The organism is Methylothermus subterraneus, assembly GCF_054656915.1.
In genome coordinates, this window is record NZ_BAAHXK010000012.1 from 1 (window position 1) to 15,036 (window position 15,036).

The following is a 15,036-nucleotide window of genomic DNA, read 5'->3' on the forward strand; positions in this document are numbered from 1 at the left end:
ATAAATTCCCTTAAGTAAGACAGCGTTGCACTCGGGACTTTAGAAAAGCAAAAACCCTTGATCACGCGAGCCATTCCGATCCAGTTATCCCCATCCCATGCTGGGTGAGCAATCGCTTGCCAAGCGGCAAGTGATCCAGAGCGACCAACCCAAAACTGCGCATCAAAGCCAAAGGTTTTAAAGGAGGAGTAAAGCACCGGATCAGTCCATGGCTGAACCCTATGACCCGATCGTGATCGGGAAAACGCATTTTGGCATAACGTTCGAGTAAAGTAAACGCCCCAGGATCGTATCCTCGAGGCAAATACTCTTCCATTAATTTAGTCAACACCACAACGTCCCGCAAACCAAGATTGAAACCCTGGCCAGCGACCGGATGGAGCTGATGAGCAGCGTTTCCCACCAAGACAACCCGTTCCGCAAACAGACACTTTGCCCGGATCAAACAGAGGGGAAAGCTGCAAAGCGGTGATACCAGCTTTAAACGCCCAAGCCTCCAGCCAAATGCTTTCTGCAAACACAGCGCAAACTGGTCTGCAGGCAAAGTTTGCACGATTTTTGCTTCTTCTAAAAAGTGACTCCAAATCAGGGCGCTGTTTCCTCCTTGCAAAGGCAGAAGCGCCAATGGCCCAGAATCTGTAAATCTTTCATAAGCGGCGTACTGATGAGGCTTTTCCGAATAAACTCTGCCAACTACGGCGGTTTGATAGTAATCATGCACCGTTTGGCCAATGCCCACCCATTGACGGATTTTAGATTTTCCCCCATCGGCCGCTACGACCAAACGCGCACGGCAACTAAATGCTCGCCTGTCTTGGAGCAAGCACACTTCCGCCGCTTTAGGTTCTATCCGAAGTCCTGTAACTTGAGCAGGGCAGAGTACGTCGATCTCTGCTTCTCCGCAAGCACTGGCTACCGCTTGTTCCAAATCCCTAGCCAGCACCACCTGACCAAAGGCATCTATGCCCATTTCCGAGGCATCAAAGCGGGTTTTGCCAAAATGCCCGCGGTCGGATACGTGGATATACCGAATCGGCGTAGCCAGCTTGGCTACTTTTGTCCAAATTCCAAGAGCATCGAAGATTTCCACTGACCCTTTAGCCAAAGCCAAAGCTCGTTCCCCAGCCGGGGAATGCCAACGCCGCTCAGGATCGACCGCTTCCACTAAAGCGATCGCAAGTCCTAAGCGCGAAAGCATCAATGCCAGACTGCTGCCGGTCAATCCCCCCCCGACGATTAGCACGTCATAGGTTTTCACGCTTGGCTCCCATCCATGCCTCAATTGCCTCAACAGTTTTAGGAACCGCCTCTGTAAGCACCTCGCAGCCAGACTCGGTCACGAGCACATCGTCCTCGATGCGCACGCCGATTCCTCGCCATTTCTTAGGAACGTGCTTGCAATTTGGTCTAATATAAAGACCGGGTTCTACCGTCAACACCATCCCTGGACGCAACTCTCGCCACTCGTCGTCAACTTTATAACTTCCTACGTCGTGAACATCCATGCCCAGCCAATGACCGGTGCGATGCATGTAAAAGTCTTTGTATGCCTCGCTTTTGATCAGACGCGCCGGGCTCCCGTCCAGCAAGCCTAGTTTCACTAACCCCTTGACCAAAACCCGAACTGCGGCTTCATGCGGCTCGTTCCACCGATTGCCGGGACGCACTTTGTCTATAGCTGCCAGCTGGGCTTCCAACACCAACTCGTAAATAGCCCGCTGGGGCGAGGTAAACCGGCCATCCACCGGAAAGGTCCGGGTAACATCAGCGGCATAATAATCGTATTCTGCGCCGGCATCGATCAACAGCAGTTCGCCGGCCGCAAGTCGTTTATTATTACTCGTGTAGTGAAGCACGCAGGCATTGGCACCGCTCGCAACGATACTGGGATAAGCCGGCGAGCGCGCACCGTTTTGCATGAACTGATGGATGATCTCCGCTTCGATCTGATATTCATACAGCCCAGGGCGACAGACTTGCATCGCCCGAAGATGGGCTTGGGCAGAAATTTCTGCGGCTCGGCGTATGGCAGCCACTTCCTCAGGGAATTTGATCAGGCGCATCTCGTGCAGCACCCGACCGATGTCGATGAATTCCTCGGGAGCTCCCACCCCAGCCCGCGCCTGGCGTTTGACCGCACCTACCCAGAGGAAAACTTTTTGCTCAAATTGCAGGTCTTTGCCCAAACTGCAATAAAGGCGCTTGCGGCCAACCAAAAGCTTAGGGATCACCGCATCGATTTCATTAATAGAGTAGGCCTCTTCGGCACCGTAAAGCTTACGGGCACCTTTTAATCCAGCATGATCCCCCTCCCAGATCGCTTTCTGCGCGTCGTATTCTTGGCAAAACAGAACATATTGACCGCGCTTGCGTCCAGGCAAAAACACAGCCACAGCGTTGGGTTCAGGGAAGCCGGTCAAATAGTAAAAATCGCTGTCCTGACGATAAGGAAATTCTACATCGCGGTTGCGCAGTCTAGGTGGTGCGGCGGCCAAAATCGCCGCCGCTTCCTCACCGAGGCGGGTCAGAAAATCTGCGCGGCGGTGGGCAAAGACTTCAGCTTTCATCGTACCTCTCTTATAACGGCGACTGCATCAGCTACCTTGCACGTAAGGAGATCGCTTATGCTACCATTTTTAATTTCTTAAATGGCTTGAGCAATATGGCCATTTCCCCGGATCTGGAACAAGAATTGAAAACACTGACCGAAAAAATCGAGCGTCTAGCAGCCTTGTGCGAGAAACTCTGCATCGAAAACCAACAGTTAAAGGAACAGCTAAGTCTTTTAACTGCCGAACGCGATCGATATTTAAGCTGTGCTCAATCCGCCCGCAAGCGAGTCAAACAAATGCTTGAACGCATGCAGTCGCTGAGCTAATGGAAGCCATCACTGTTCAGATCTTGGGACGGGAATACAAGTTGCGCTGCCGACCGGAAGAGCAGTCGCGGTTGGTTGCTGCCGCACACCGGTTAGATGCCGAGATGCGTGCAGTTCGTGCTGCAGGGATGACGAGCAGCTCCGACCGGATTGCCATCGTAGCCGCTTTAAACCTCGTTTACGAACTAATGCAATTGCAGGCGCAACACTTGGAATTACAGAGTCGGATAAGCCAACGAATTGCCAAGCTCAACGCGCTGGTGGACGAAGCCCTAACTCAAAGAAGTAGCTCCTAGATAACTTTTTAAATTGGTGATATATTTGTTTTTGGTATCCCCTGCAGCGTTCGAAACACTCTGGGTTACTTCTTGAGCCTAATTCAAAACCCAGGAGGCGGGGGTGTAGCGATGTGTGCATGTCCGCCAGCGAGCGGAAAGCCTAATTCGCTACCAGAAGCCTCCACTTGAACCGTTCGGTTCAAGAGCGAAAGGGTGTTACGGCGCAGGCGGGGGATGCTATTCTTGACCTGTCAAAGTGAACGCTTTTTTCCCAAATTACTGGCTTTTCAAATCCGAGCTTTCGGTTTTTAGTATCGACGACCTAGCCGAATGCCCCAATCAAGCTACACGCTGGGACGGGGTGCGCAATTACCAAGCTCGCAATTTCTTACGGGATCGAATCCGTAAAGGGGATCAGGCTTTTTTCTACCACTCCAGCTGCAGGCAACCCGGAATTTCAGGAATCGTTCAAATAATCCGCGGAGCTTATCCCGATCCCACCGCCTGGGATCCAGCGAGCCTTTACTTTGATCCCAAAAGCACGCCCGATCGACCGCGCTGGTTTGCAGTAGACGTCAAGCTGGTGCGCAAATTTGCTCATCCGGTCACCTTAGCCGAGCTAAAACGCCACCCTGAGCTTTCAGGACTATTACTCCTCGAGCCAGGCAATCGCTTATCGGTCATGCCGGTAAACTCAGAGCACTGGCGTCTCATTCTTTCTTTGGCCGATCCTGCTCAATAGCCGCCAAACGGCACGCACCGGATTGTCAATGGTATTAGAGGGTCGCTATTATTTAAATTTTCACTCAGCCAGGAGGAACTCGTGAGCTTACAAGATGCATTCAAGCGCAAGGCTGCTGAAGCAGCGTTAAATTATATCGATGATACCCCTATTTTAGGGATTGGCACCGGTTCCACCGTCAACCATTTCATTGAGCTTCTTGCCAACTTCAAGTCCAAGGTTGAAGGGGCCGTATCCAGCTCTGAGGGAACCACACAGCGTTTGAAAAAACTCGGTATCCCGGTGCTGGATCTGAACGCCGTAGGGGAACTGGAGATCTACATCGACGGCGCCGACGAAATTAACCCCAGACTACAACTCATCAAAGGGGGAGGCGGTGCCTTGACGCGCGAGAAGATCATCGCTGCCGCTAGCCGCAAGTTCGTCTGTATCGCCGACGAGAGCAAATACGTCGATTACTTGGGCAGGTTCCCGCTGCCTATCGAGGTTATTCCCATGGCTAGGAGTTTCGTCGCCCGCCAAATGGTGAAACTTGGGGGAAGGCCAGAGTGGCGGGAAGGCTATATCACCGACAACGGCAATCAGATTATCGACGTCCACAACTTAGAGATTCTCAATCCGATCGAGCTGGAGCAAACCATTAACGATATCCCTGGGGTAGTGACCGTAGGGATCTTTGCTTTGCGGCCGGCCGATGTTGTCCTTCTAGGAACAGAAAGCGGAGTCAAAACGCTCACTGCCCGATAGGATCGACCTACCCGAGCAGCCGTCCCTCCTGGCGGGTCTTTTCTTCCAGCAACCGGCGCAGCTTGTCAAAGCTTTCCTTTAAGGTGCGCTCCATCACTACGACTCCACCCATGGAGACGATGACGCGCATTAACTGAGGAATCTTAGTTTGCCCTGCTGAGATAAGATAAACCGGCTGAACGTACAGCACCGAGTGGCCGATCGGCAGGACGATGATCCTGCCCCGCCGCACCTCGGAACCCAGCTGGCCCCACAAAGTAAAAGAAGCAGAAATCTCTGGATTTTGGTCAATCAAGGCCGTGATCTGCGCTGGCCCTTCTACCTGAAATTCCTTGCCAAACTGGTAAACCACAAGTTCCGGGCGGTAAGGGCCTTCCTTTAAATCCCGCACTCCGGCCAGCGCCAAAGCGCTCAAATTATCTCGCCCGATTGGAGTCAGAGGGCAAATTTGCACGAAAGGCTGCAGATTGGGGTGCTCCCGTTCCACTAGCTTGACGGTCAAATAATAAGGTCTTTTGGGGGCATCCCCGGTACGGGCGAGGCTCCAGGTTTCCGATTGTTGATAAAACAATTCCGGTTGGCGCTGGTGGTATTTGGCATAGATCCGCATCTGCAGATAAAAGATATCCCTTGGGTAACGTAACTGGGCCTGCAATTCCAAAGGCATCGCGGCGATCGGCTTGAATACTCCGGGATAAGCCCGAGAATAAGCGCGGATGATGGGATCCTCGGGATCGGCGATATAAAAATCGACGTGGCCGTCGTAAGCATCCACCACGATCTTAACCGAATTGCGGATGTAATTGATCTCGCTTACTCCATCCAACCAGTCGTCGGCTAAGACCGTGGTTTTCGAAACCGGATACCAACGCGAGACAGTATAAGCATCTACCAGCCAATACAAACGCTCACGGGTTACGACGATGTAAGGATCGCTGTCCAAAATCAAATACGGGGCAAGCTCCTTGATTCGCTCGCGGATGTTACGCCGAATCCTGAGCCGGCTTTCGTCGGTGACATTGATGGAGAAGAAAATCTTGGGTTCCTGAAAATAGATCGCCGCAATCAATTTGCGAAACAAAGACTTGATTTCTATCCCTCCTCCGCCGTGGTATTTCGCCGGAGTCTGCGGAGTCCCGGCGATTTCCGCGATCTCTAGCTTATTGGGCACGATGGCGTAGGGGAGATTTTCCTGGCCGTAGTAAATGTCTGGATCGTCGATGTGGAATCCGACCGGAGACTCCAAGGTAAGATCGTAGATATACCACGTCATCGGCCGTTCTCCTTCTTGAGCGGCCGGGGTCATCACCACTCCATAACCGTGAGTGTAACGCAAGTGCTTGTTTTCCCAAGTCTCTGCCGCCTCGCGCGGGAGCTGGGCGAGGTTGACTTCACGCGCAGCTAAGTTAACCTGCTGAACTTGGCCCTGGATCGAATAGCGCGCCACGTCTACCGGGGAAAATTGATAATAAGGCCGAAGTCCCTGAAGCTGCTGGTAGACATCGGACAAAAAGGCCTCATCCCACACCGGAATATTGGCAATGTAATCCTCTATCTCTCGACCGGTGATGTCGTTTTCCGGCTGCCGGCTGAGTTTAAAATCCACCGTGGTGACCTTGGTCAGGCCATAAGCGGCCAAAGTCGCCTCGATGTTATTGCGCATGTAGCGACCTTCAGTAGTCACCGGATTGGCCCGGACGATGTACTGTTCCAGTAAAGCGGGGATCAATTCGAGTTTGCGCAGACCCAAAACTAACAACAAACAGATGCCTGACGCTACCCCGACTGCTAAACCTTGGCGGCGATGGGCATAGACGATCGCCGCGCCAGAAACACTGAGAAAAAAGAAGACCGACAACCAGATAAGGGGAAGTTGGTAGCGCATCTCCACAAAGCCTGGACCATAAAAGACCGGTTCGTGGGAGCTTACGTAGAGCAGTGAAAACCGCTCGAGCATGAATCCCCATCCTTGGATCAGGGCCACCAAAATCGCCAGCAGTGTCAGATGAATTTTGGCGCCTGTCGGAAAAGGAACTTTTTCCTCCCCGGCTACGCGATGTTCGATCCAGTATAAAACGAAGCTAGCGAGCAGCAATATCAAAAAGGTGATCAGCAGCTCGCGCTGGAGCATCAAAAAGATAGGCAGCCGAAACAGGTAGAAGCCGACGTCATTGCCATAAACGGGATCTTGAACCCCAGCGGCAGGGCCGAAGAAAAACAATAACCCGGCTTCCCACTCGCGGTAGAAGGGAAGCGCCAAAACAACGGCCAGAACCAAAGACAACGGAGTATAAACCTCCATTGCTCCGGTCTGAAAACGATGCAGCAGCCTTAACTTTCCCTTCGCTTGCGGTCGGACATAAACCCCAAGGTAGCGGGAAGCCACCCAGAAGTTGGCAAAGAACAGAACAAAAAACCCAAGCGTCACTCCCCCTGAGAGGATGTATCGATAAAGCAGGCGTAACCAGAAATAGCCGCCAAAGTCTAGAGAGAGGAACCACCACAGATCGATAAGGAAATGGCTAAGCAACGCCCCAACGATCAGCGCCAAAAGCGCCAGAAGCAAAACGCCGGCGCCAAGCATCAGCGCAAGTCGCTTCCAATTCCGCATAATTTCTCCCTGAAGGATTGCCGCTTTAAGATAATACGGCGTCGCTAGGGAAACAAGGCTAGCAAGAGAGCCGATCCTTGCTCGAAGCGAAGGATCGGCTTAAGTTCAGATCTGAGTGCTGGACAGTCGGTTAGTGGGCGTGGCCATGAGCTAGCTCTTCCTCGGTGGCCTCGCGAACTTCGGTGATTTCAACTGAGAAGTGTAAGGTTTCACCGGCCAGGGGATGGTTGCCATCGATCACTACTTCATCCTCATAAACCTCCACGACCGTTAAAATCTGTCTGCCGGCTGGCGTTTGGGCCTGAAACTGCATGCCCGGCTCAATTTCTTCTATGCCCTCAAAGGCGCTTTTCGGAACGACTTGGATCAAGGCTTCGTCGCGCTGCCCATAGGCTTCCTCTGGAGCGAGGCTAACATCGATGTGATCCCCACAAGCCTTGCCCTCTAGGGCCTTCTCCAAACCCGGAATCAGGTTGCCGGCGCCGTGTAAGTAACTCAAGGGAGCGCGCCCCACGGACGTGTCAATCACTTCGCCGGCATCGTTCGTAAGCGTGTAATGGATTGAAACAACTTTATTTTCAGAGACTTGCATGATGAATGGCTATGCTGGGGTTGGTGAACGAGGCTAAATCATAGCCTGCATGAGCACAAAGGCCAAGCTTTTTCTTCGCAAGTCCCTGTGGATAACTTTGTGGATAAGTCTGTGGAAAACCTGTGGATAAGTTGTGGATAAGTGCTCATTTTCGCTTTTATCCACAAATAATCCACAGGGTTATGCACAGACTTATCCACAGGCTTCTTCAATATAAGTAGATGAAACATAAAGGGTTTTTTCATGACTTTGGACAAAAAAGGCAAAAAAATCGGCCCTATTATTATTAATTTATTAATATTTATTAGTAGTAATAGTAATAAGCCAACGACTTTCCCAAAACTTGGCCTCGAAGCACCCGCACAGAGCCCCGATCTGTATAATATGCACGCAACCAGACACGAAGCCGACTTGAGCGATGGACTTCACCCAACCGTTTGACGTGATCGTGGTCGGTGGTGGCCACGCGGGAACCGAAGCGGCCCTAGCCGCAGCCCGCTGTGGAGCCAAGACTTTGCTTCTGACCCAGAACATCGAAACCCTAGGACAAATGAGCTGCAACCCCGCCATCGGCGGCATCGGCAAAGGGCATCTGGTCAAGGAAATCGATGCCCTAGGTGGACTTATGGCCCGTGCCGCCGATCTCGCCGGGATTCATTTTCGGATCTTGAACGCATCCAAGGGACCAGCGGTGCGGGCGACCCGTGCCCAAACTGACCGAGTTCTGTATAAACGAGTCGTGCGCCACGCATTGGAAAGCCAGCCCAACCTCTGGCTATTTCAGCAGACAGTCTCGGATCTGATCGTCGAAAACCACCGCGCCGCCGGCGTCGTCACTCAAATGGGACTGCGATTCAAAGCCCGCTGCGTGGTGCTGACGGTGGGAACTTTCCTAGGCGGGGTAATCCATATCGGCCTAACAAATTACCCAGGCGGACGCGCCGGCGACAGCCCCGCCAACGCCCTCGCTTCTAGGTTGCGAGAAATGGCGTTTTGCGTGGGCCGCCTCAAAACCGGTACGCCGCCGCGCCTAGACGGGCGGAGCCTAAACTACCAGGTGATGGAAGCCCAGCCGGGCGACACCCCAACCCCAGTGTTTTCTTTCCTCGGCAAACCCGAGGATCACCCGCCCCAGGTGCTGTGCCACATTACCCGCACGAATCCAAAAACCCACGAAATCATCCGCGCCAGCTTAGATCGCTCACCGATGTTTACAGGAGTCATCGAAGGAGTGGGTCCGCGTTACTGTCCTTCCATCGAGGACAAAGTAGTGCGTTTTGCCGAGCGCGATTCCCACCAGATTTTCGTAGAGCCGGAGGGACTCAATACCCATGAAGTCTATCCTAACGGGGTCTCGACCAGCTTGCCGTTCGACGTCCAGTTGACTTTTATCCGTTCCATTCGAGGGTTCGAGAACGCCCACATTACCCGTCCAGGGTACGCCATCGAATACGATTTTTTCGACCCGCGCGGGCTTCACCCAAGCCTAGAGACCAAAGCGATGGAAAATTTGTTCTTCGCCGGCCAGATCAACGGCACCACCGGTTACGAAGAAGCCGCCGCCCAAGGGTTAATCGCCGGCCTCAACGCTGCGCGCAAGGCGCAGGGCAAGGAACCTTGGTGGCCGCGGCGCGATGAAGCTTATATCGGCGTGCTGATCGACGATTTGATCACCCGCGGCACCGAAGAGCCTTACCGGATGTTTACCAGCCGTGCCGAATATCGGCTGCTGCTGCGCGAGGACAACGCCGACTTGCGCTTGACCGAAAAGGGCCGAGAATTGGGACTGGTGGACGATGCCCGCTGGAAAGCTTTTCAACGCAAACGCGAAGCCATTGCGCGCTTGCAAGAGGATTTGGCCAGCACCTGGGTGCAGCCCGACCAACCCGAAGCAACAAAGCTGGCTCAAATCCTGCCGACTCCCCTCCAGCGCGAGACCAATCTGCTGGAGCTTTTGCGGCGCCCAGAGGTAAGCGTTCACCGCCTTGCGGAGTTGGAATTGCTCAAGTTAGCCGATTTGGATCCCGCGGTGCTCGAGCAAGTAGAAATCCAAGCCAAATACGCGGGCTATATCGAGCGCCAACAAACCGAAATCGAACGCACTCGCCGTTACGAGGACCTGGTTTTACCAAAGACCCTGGACTATCACGCAGTGACTGGATTGTCCAACGAAGTGCGCGAGAAACTGGCGTCTCACAAGCCAGCCACCCTAGGGCAGGCAGCGCGGATCCCAGGCGTGACCCCGGCAGCGATTTCCTTGCTTTTGGTGCATCTGAAAAAGAAAAGCGCCTGATGGAAAAGCTGCTTTCAGGTTTAAACGAACTGGGGCTTGTGCCGACCCCCGAGCGAATCGGCAAAATCGCAAAACTTCATCAGGGTTTGCAGCGCTGGAACCGCGTGTTCAATCTCACCGCAGTGGACGACGAAGCCGGGTTCGTTTGCACGCATGTGCTCGATAGCCTAGCGATTTACCCGTACCTACACGGCCAAAGGATTTTGGATGTAGGGACCGGCGCCGGTTTCCCGGGCTTGCCTCTGGCAATTTTTTTTCCACAGCTTCGCTTCGTGCTGCTCGACGCAGTAGCGAAAAAGGTTCGCTTTGTGCTGCAGATGGCGCTAGAACTTGGGCTAGACAACGTGGAGGCGGTTCACGCCCGTGTCGAGCGCTATTCCAATGCCCATCGATTCGACACCATCGTTACTCGAGCGTTTGCTGAGGTTAGCCGCAGCTTTGCGCTGTGCCGCCACCTTCTGGCCCAGGGAGGAAAATTTTTGGCGATGAAAGGGCGTTATCCTGAGGCTGAACTCTCGGCAGTGGCTGTTTTTAACCCTCGGGTTTTTCCGCTGCGGGTGCCAGGCCTTAAGGCAGATCGCCACTTGATCGAAATCCGCCCGACTTAACGTCTTATGACGAGGATCATCGCAATTGCGAATCAAAAAGGCGGCGTCGGCAAAACGACCACCAGCATCAACTTAGCGGCTTCTCTGGCTTTGACCAAGCGCAAAGTGCTGTTGGTCGACATCGATCCTCAGGGCAACGCCACCATGGGGTGCGGTGTGGATAAAAACGCGTTGGAGAAAACTTGTTACGACTTGCTGCTAGGTCGATCCGATCCCAGTCAGATCATCGTAACTCTATCGAAACTGCAATTTGACCTCGTTCCCGCCAACGCGGACCTGACTGCGGCGGAAGTAGAGTTGCTTCAGGTTCCGCGCCGCGAACGCCGTCTCCGTGAAGCGCTTGCAAACTGCTTAGAGGGCTATCAATACGTCCTCATCGATTGCCCCCCTTCGCTCAACATGCTGACTTTGAACGCTATGGTGGCAGCCGATTCGGTACTAATTCCAATGCAGTGCGAATATTACGCCCTGGAAGGCCTCTCGGCACTGCTGGAAACGGTGGCCAACCTCCGCAAAACAGTCAATCCGCGTCTCGAGATCGAAGGGCTGCTGCGCACGATGTACGATCCGCGAAGCCGGCTGACCAAGGATGTCTCAGAGCAGCTTCAGGCTCATTTCGGAGTCAAGCTGCTGCGCACCTGCATCCCCCGCAACATCCGCTTGGCCGAGTCGCCAAGCCACGGTTTGCCGGTAATCCACTACGATCGCACTTCCCGCGGGGCTCTCGCGTATTTAGCGCTGGCGGGCGAAATTGTCGGCAAGCACGGCAAGGTAAGCAATGGCGGTTAAGAAGCGTGGTCTAGGACGAGGACTGGATGCGCTGCTAGGCGATGCGGTTTTTGCCAATCCAGAATCTTCACCCCAGACCTTACCCCTGGACCGAATCGAACCGAGCCGCTTTCAGCCGCGCAAGACCATCGATCTTGAACGATTGCAGGAGTTGGCCGAGTCCATCAAAACGCATGGGCTGGTGCAACCGATCGTCGTTCGGCCAAACGCCAATGACCGCTACGAACTGATCGCCGGCGAACGCCGCTGGCGGGCAGCGCGTCTTGCGGGACTGAGCGAAGTTCCTGTAGTGGTGCGCAAGCTCGATGACCGCGCCGCGTTGGCCTTGGCCCTGATCGAAAATATCCAGCGCGAAGACCTCAATCCGGTCGAGCAAGCGGAGGCCATGCAACGCTTGGCGGAAGAGTTTGCCATGACCCATCAGCAACTGGCGGAGGCAATTGGCAAATCTCGCGCCACCGTTACCAATCTGCTTCGGCTTTTGGAGCTTCATCCTGAAGTCAAAAAGCTATTAGCCGAAGGTAGGATCGAAATGGGTCATGCCCGGGCTTTGCTTGGCTTGGCAAGAGACCAGCAAATCGAAACGGCGCAGAAGGTGGCTAACAGCAAGCTGACCGTAAGAGCGACCGAGCAATTGGTAAAAAGGCTCCAAAGCGGCGTTGCTTCTTCCGGTTTCGCTCGGGTTGATCCAGACGTTAAGCGCTTACAGGACGAACTGATCGCCCGGTGGGGCATTCGGGTAACTATCCGCCATAGCAAGCAAGGTAAGGGACAGCTAATAATCCACTACAGCGACTTAGAGGAGCTGGAGGGATTCCTAGAAAGACTGCGCTGAAGCGTTTGCAAGCCGCGAAAAGCGGGAACTTTGCTTGATTTCATTTGGGTCGGCCGATAGAATTCTAGATTTGTGCGCGCATGGAGAGATACATGAGCGTGAACGTCGCTGCCGAACTTGGCAAAATTCTCTACATGCAAGCGGCGGCGCTGATTGTGGTCTGTTTGGGGGGGCTGGCAGGCTTTGGCTGGCAGGTAGCTAAGTCGGCAGGGCTTGGAGGGTTGATCGCCTTTCTGCCGAACGCCTACTTCGCCTTAAAGGTCAGCCAGAGTCAGGGTAAAACACCGCAGCAGATCGTGCGCGGATTTTACTTGGGCGAAGCGGTCAAGCTAGGGTTAGTTGGGGTTTTGTTTTTCTTGGCACTGCGTACCCCAGGAGTCCGCTTCGTAGCATTACTGATAGGATTTATAGCGGTTTTGAGCGTGTTTTGGGTAGCGCTTTTATTGAGCGAACAAACTTGAGCTGAAGGAATTAGAGCAAACATGCGGGCGACTGAGTATATCGTTCACCATCTGACGCCGTTGCATATCGGCCAAGGCTTTTGGACCTTGCATCTGGATACGTTGTTTTTCTCCGGCATTCTGGGTTTGATTTTCGCTTTGACTTTCAAATACGCTGCCGAGCGTGCGACTTCTGGCGTCCCAGGGCCAATCCAGAATTTCGCTGAGATGTTGGTCGAGTTTGTCGATGCGCAAGTCAAGGATGCTTTTCACGGTCGCAATCCGCTTATCGCTCCGCTGGCCTTGACGGTTTTTTGCTGGGTGTTCTTGATGAACGCCATGGATCTTTTGCCGGTGGATCTTTTGCCCACTATCGCCGCCTTAGAAGGGACGCCCTACCTTAGGGTGGTCCCGAGCACCGATCTCAACGCGACCTTCGCAATGTCGATCACGGTGTTCTTCCTGATCTTGTATTACAGTCTCAAAGTCAAAGGACCGGGGGAGTTCATCAAAGAGATCTTGGTTCACCCTTTTGGCGTGTGGTTTATGCCCTTTAATTTGATCCTTAGGTTGGTAGAAGAGCTTGCGCGACCGGTATCCTTGGCTTTGCGACTGTTTGGCAATATGTACGCCGGGGAGTTGATCTTCATCTTGATCGCTCTTTTGCCTTGGTATATTCAACCCGTGTTGAGTTTTCCGTGGGCGGTGTTTCATATTCTGATCATCACCTTGCAGGCGTTTATCTTCATGGTCTTGACCATCGTTTACTTGAGCATGGCGCATGCATCGCATTGAATCTAGTTAATTAACTTTTAGACGGAGGAAATGATGGAGAATCTGGCTTTGGTTGCTGATATTCAAGGGTTGACTGCGGTAGCGGTCGGTCTGGTGTTGGGCATGGGTGCCTTGGGGACGGCGATTGGCTTTGGCTTGCTCGGAGGTAAGTTCCTCGAAGGGGCCGCGCGCCAGCCGGAAATGGTGCCAATGCTGCAGGTTAAGATGTTCATCGTTGCCGGCCTTTTGGACGCAGTGACCATGATCGGCGTAGGGATGGCTTTGTTCTTCACCTTTGCTAACCCGTTCCTCGCGCCAGTGACGGGCAGCTAATCTAAACGTTTCTCAACGCTGATCCGAGGCGGAAGTTGAATCGGAAAATAACTATACGAGGCAAGGGATCGTGAGCATCAACATTACCCTCTTGGGGCAAATGATCACCTTCGCGCTCCTGGTGTGGTTCACCATGAAATATGTTTGGCCACCCTTGACGGAAGCGTTGGAAGAGCGCAAGAGGAAGATTGCAGAAGGCTTGGCGGCAGCCGAGCGCGGCAAACACGAGATGGAGCTGGCCGAGGCCAGGGCCAAAAGCGTGATCCATGAAGCCAGGGAACAGGCGAACGAGATTATCAACTTGGCGCAAAAGCGCGCGAACGAGATCCTCGATGACGCCAAAGAAGCGGCGCGCCAAGAGGGTGAACGGTTGATCGCAGCCGCTAAGGCCGAGATCGAGAAGGAACTCCAGCACGCCAAGGAGGGGTTGCGTGACCAAGTGGCGCGGCTCGTGGTGATGGCCTCGGCGCAAATCCTTAAGGCGGAAATCGATCAAGCCAAGCATCGTCAGATTTTGGAAAACGTAACTAGGCAGCTGGAACGGACGCCATGAGCGAGTTGAAGACTTTGGCCCGGCCTTACGCCGAGGCGGTGTTCGAGCTTGCTAAAGAATCCGGCACAATCGATCAATGGTCTAAGAGGCTCGAGTTTTTGGCGATCGTGATGGCGGATAGGGAAATCGCTTGGGCAGCGGTCAACCCCAAAATTCCCCGCCAAACGTTTTTGCGCTTGATTCTCGAGATAGGTAAAGGGTACTTGGATCGAGAAGGCGAGAATTTCGTCAAGCTTTTGGTTCAGAACCAGCGTATCGCTTTGGTAGGGCAGATCCGCGAGCTTTTCGAACAGTACCGCGCGGCACACGAAGGCTGTGTGGACGTAAAAGTAACCACAGCTTACCCTCTGAACGAGCAAGATCGAACCCATCTGATCGCGGCTTTGGCGAGAAAGCTCGGTAAAGAGAACATCCGCCTGAGCATAGAAGAAGACAAGGATTTGATCGGTGGAGTCGTGATTCGGGTTGGGGACAAAGTCATCGACGGTTCGGTACGCGGCCAGCTCGAGCGCTTGGCAAAAAGACTGGCGGCTTAAATCGAGTTTGAATAACACGAGCGGAAA

General features: G+C 53.5%; 17 protein-coding genes and 1 other RNA gene. 14 read left to right on the top strand and 4 right to left on the bottom strand.

Annotated features, from left to right (window positions below; all coding sequences use genetic code 11):
• Positions 1-61: 61 nt before the first annotated feature.
• The gene (ubiH, locus tag ACYQ3M_RS10025) at positions 62-1,258 is read right to left on the bottom strand and encodes a 2-octaprenyl-6-methoxyphenyl hydroxylase (protein ID WP_460035944.1); all 1,197 of its coding nucleotides are present in this window, start codon (positions 1,256-1,258) and stop codon (positions 62-64) included.
• Positions 1,245-2,567 (bottom strand): Xaa-Pro aminopeptidase, encoded by a 1,323-nt coding sequence (pepP, locus tag ACYQ3M_RS10030; RefSeq protein WP_460035945.1) that lies wholly within the window; start codon positions 2,565-2,567, stop codon positions 1,245-1,247. The genes ubiH and pepP overlap by 14 nt, the downstream gene beginning before the upstream one ends.
• 95 nt (positions 2,568-2,662) lie before the next feature.
• Here pepP and ACYQ3M_RS10035 point away from each other — a divergent pair, with 95 nt between their 5' ends.
• The 5 genes from ACYQ3M_RS10035 to rpiA all read left to right on the top strand — a co-directional run bounded on the left by ACYQ3M_RS10035 (position 2,663) and on the right by rpiA (position 4,645).
• The gene (locus ACYQ3M_RS10035) at positions 2,663-2,878 is read left to right on the top strand and encodes a hypothetical protein (protein WP_460035946.1); all 216 of its coding nucleotides are present in this window, start codon (positions 2,663-2,665) and stop codon (positions 2,876-2,878) included.
• Positions 2,878-3,174, top strand: coding sequence for a cell division protein ZapA (locus ACYQ3M_RS10040; protein ID WP_460035947.1), 297 nt, complete (start codon positions 2,878-2,880; stop codon positions 3,172-3,174). The genes ACYQ3M_RS10035 and ACYQ3M_RS10040 overlap by 1 nt, the downstream gene beginning before the upstream one ends.
• A gap of 35 nt (positions 3,175-3,209) precedes the next feature.
• Positions 3,210-3,394: non-coding RNA, 6S RNA (ssrS, locus tag ACYQ3M_RS10045), on the top strand.
• An 18-nt stretch (positions 3,395-3,412) separates the two neighbouring features.
• Positions 3,413-3,898, top strand: a complete 486-nt coding sequence (locus ACYQ3M_RS10050) for an EVE domain-containing protein (RefSeq protein ID WP_460035948.1) — start codon at positions 3,413-3,415, stop codon at positions 3,896-3,898.
• An 81-nt stretch (positions 3,899-3,979) separates the two neighbouring features.
• A complete protein-coding gene (rpiA, locus tag ACYQ3M_RS10055) occupies positions 3,980-4,645 on the top strand; it encodes a ribose-5-phosphate isomerase RpiA (protein WP_460035949.1) in 666 nt (221 codons plus the stop codon).
• A 7-nt stretch (positions 4,646-4,652) separates the two neighbouring features.
• On the opposite strand, the gene ACYQ3M_RS10060 is transcribed toward rpiA, so the two are convergent.
• Both ACYQ3M_RS10060 and ACYQ3M_RS10065 read right to left on the bottom strand, forming a co-directional pair.
• A complete protein-coding gene (locus tag ACYQ3M_RS10060) occupies positions 4,653-7,256 on the bottom strand; it encodes a UPF0182 family protein (RefSeq protein ID WP_460035950.1) in 2,604 nt (867 codons plus the stop codon).
• Between the two features lie 130 nt (positions 7,257-7,386).
• Positions 7,387-7,848 carry an FKBP-type peptidyl-prolyl cis-trans isomerase gene (locus tag ACYQ3M_RS10065; protein ID WP_460035951.1) on the bottom strand — a complete coding sequence of 154 codons (462 nt, stop codon included), beginning with the start codon at positions 7,846-7,848 and terminating at the stop codon, positions 7,387-7,389.
• A gap of 418 nt (positions 7,849-8,266) precedes the next feature.
• On the opposite strand from ACYQ3M_RS10065, the gene mnmG reads away from it, so the two are divergent.
• From mnmG to ACYQ3M_RS10110, 9 genes are all read left to right on the top strand, one after another.
• The gene (gene mnmG, locus ACYQ3M_RS10070; RefSeq protein ID WP_460035952.1) at positions 8,267-10,141 is read left to right on the top strand and encodes a tRNA uridine-5-carboxymethylaminomethyl(34) synthesis enzyme MnmG; all 1,875 of its coding nucleotides are present in this window, start codon (positions 8,267-8,269) and stop codon (positions 10,139-10,141) included.
• On the top strand, positions 10,141-10,749 hold the full coding sequence (rsmG, locus tag ACYQ3M_RS10075) for a 16S rRNA (guanine(527)-N(7))-methyltransferase RsmG (RefSeq protein ID WP_460035953.1): 609 nt from the start codon (positions 10,141-10,143) through the stop codon (positions 10,747-10,749). Before mnmG ends, rsmG begins: the two co-directional genes overlap by 1 nt.
• A 6-nt stretch (positions 10,750-10,755) precedes the next feature.
• Positions 10,756-11,538 (top strand): ParA family protein, encoded by a 783-nt coding sequence (locus ACYQ3M_RS10080; RefSeq protein WP_460035954.1) that lies wholly within the window; start codon positions 10,756-10,758, stop codon positions 11,536-11,538.
• A complete protein-coding gene (locus ACYQ3M_RS10085) occupies positions 11,528-12,373 on the top strand; it encodes a ParB/RepB/Spo0J family partition protein (RefSeq protein WP_460035955.1) in 846 nt (281 codons plus the stop codon). Before ACYQ3M_RS10080 ends, ACYQ3M_RS10085 begins: the two co-directional genes overlap by 11 nt.
• Positions 12,374-12,465: 92 nt before the next feature.
• Complete coding sequence (locus ACYQ3M_RS10090; protein ID WP_460035956.1) at positions 12,466-12,834, top strand: ATP synthase subunit I; 369 nt, start codon at positions 12,466-12,468, stop codon at positions 12,832-12,834.
• A gap of 21 nt (positions 12,835-12,855) precedes the next feature.
• Complete coding sequence (atpB, locus tag ACYQ3M_RS10095) at positions 12,856-13,608, top strand: F0F1 ATP synthase subunit A (RefSeq protein ID WP_460035957.1); 753 nt, start codon at positions 12,856-12,858, stop codon at positions 13,606-13,608.
• 33 nt (positions 13,609-13,641) lie between these two features.
• Complete coding sequence (gene atpE, locus ACYQ3M_RS10100; protein WP_460036002.1) at positions 13,642-13,920, top strand: F0F1 ATP synthase subunit C; 279 nt, start codon at positions 13,642-13,644, stop codon at positions 13,918-13,920.
• A gap of 70 nt (positions 13,921-13,990) precedes the next feature.
• Positions 13,991-14,473 (top strand): F0F1 ATP synthase subunit B, encoded by a 483-nt coding sequence (locus ACYQ3M_RS10105; protein WP_460035958.1) that lies wholly within the window; start codon positions 13,991-13,993, stop codon positions 14,471-14,473.
• Positions 14,470-15,009: a F0F1 ATP synthase subunit delta gene (locus tag ACYQ3M_RS10110; protein ID WP_460035959.1), complete on the top strand. Its 540-nt coding sequence runs from the start codon at positions 14,470-14,472 to the stop codon at positions 15,007-15,009. The genes ACYQ3M_RS10105 and ACYQ3M_RS10110 overlap by 4 nt, the downstream gene beginning before the upstream one ends.
• Positions 15,010-15,036 lie beyond the last annotated feature (27 nt).